The organism is Protofrankia sp. CiP1_Cm_nod2, assembly GCF_920664355.1.
Lineage (GTDB): Bacteria > Actinomycetota > Actinomycetes > Frankiales > Frankiaceae > Protofrankia.
The window spans coordinates 1-1,436 of record NZ_CAKKTL010000360.1 but is presented as its reverse complement, the minus strand read 5'-3'; the positions used below and the strand labels follow the sequence as shown (position 1 = coordinate 1,436).

Genomic DNA, 1,436 nt, shown 5'->3' with positions numbered 1-1,436 from the left:
ATGGGTGGCCACCAGGATCCGGCGGACCTGCGCGGCGGTGCGCTCGGGCCGCTCGCGTTTGAGCGCGCTCGCCAGCGCGAGGACGTCGGCCGGTGTGCGCGGCCCGGCCTGGCGCGGCGAGGGCACCAGAGCGTCGAACCCGCCCGACTTCCAGCTCCTGACCCATCTGTCCAGCGTCCAGCGGGTCACCCGCACCGGCCGGCCGTCCGGGTCGACGTGCTCCCGGGCGGCGAGCGCGCGGACCAGCACCCCGCGCTGCCTGGTCGTCAACGCCTCGTCGGCAAGATCGCGTATGAGCATGTAGCGGAACAGGCCGATCTCCCGGGCCCGTGCACGCCGGGCCGCCTCGTCGTCGTCATCCAGGGACACCGCCACCACCTCCTCGCAGGACCCCGCGACCGAAGTGATCACGGTTGTCCTCAGACTGGCGGCACCGCGGCCCGCCGCCCAGGGGCGCACCCATGTTGATCGACGATCACGAAACGGTCGTGATCATCCAGGTGGGAGACGGAGAGAGCAGCTGGCCGTTTGTGGCCCCGACCGCGATCGCCCACGGCGACACCGTGCCGAGCAGCGGCCACCGCGCCCCAACCGCCACCGTCGCCCCGGCGATCGCCGCGAGCGCATCGGCGAGCGGTGACCCCGCCGGCGCTGGTGCCACCGCGTCGACGCCGACCTCGACGAGCAGGCCCGTGAACACCCGGCGCACGTCACCGGCCCGGCCGGCGAACCGGCGCAGCCAGCCGCGCACCGTCGAGTGCGGCCGGCCGAGCCGGCGCGCGACGCCACGCGCGCCAAGCCCGCCGGCCGCCGCAGCCAACGCCGCCCAGATCACCGCCACCACATCCGCACGGCGCGCCAGCACCACCACCGGCAACAGCACATGCGTGCGTCCACAGCCCGCGCAGCGCGCCCGCCGGGGCTGTAGCCACAGCGTCGCCCAGCCGAGATCCCGCACCGGCCGCCGTATCGACCAGCCCCACCCACCGAGCACCCCGCCGCAATCCCGGCAGGCCAGCTCACCCGCCCGAAGCTGCCGCTCGACCACACCCCGGTCAGCATTTACCGTGAGCACCGCGCCCTCCAGGCGCCTCACGGCCCTTCCCCGGGTTTCCCGCCAAGGACTTTTACGGGGAAGGGCCGTTCCCCTGTCCCGACATCGCTCACAGTGACGCCGTTGACAAACCGGACACCCATCCCACGGTCACAAACCAGACATCACCATCCGCAGCGACCCGCTCGCCGCCACCCTCCGCCGTCGCCGCCCGAGGCCAGACACGCACCCACCCGAGGCATCACAGCGAAAGATCAGAAACGCTGTTCGTCGGCACGCTGTCGTCGCCCATGACCGCCCACCCCAACCCAACGCCAGCCCACCACCATCAGCACCGTCAATGACGCCGCAGCCTCCGTCGTCGGCATCTTGCATGTCGCCT

Annotated in this window: 2 protein-coding genes; both read right to left on the bottom strand. The window is 72.7% G+C overall.

The features are described 5' to 3' along the window. The coding region (locus tag NBW84_RS23320) for a helix-turn-helix domain-containing protein (RefSeq protein WP_445548834.1) at window positions 1-369 on the bottom strand (369 nt) is incomplete at its 3' end. A 106-nt stretch (window positions 370-475) separates the two neighbouring features. After that, window positions 476-1,096: a helix-turn-helix domain-containing protein gene (locus NBW84_RS23315; RefSeq protein ID WP_250287419.1), complete on the bottom strand. Its 621-nt coding sequence runs from the start codon at window positions 1,094-1,096 to the stop codon at window positions 476-478. Window positions 1,097-1,436 lie beyond the last annotated feature (340 nt).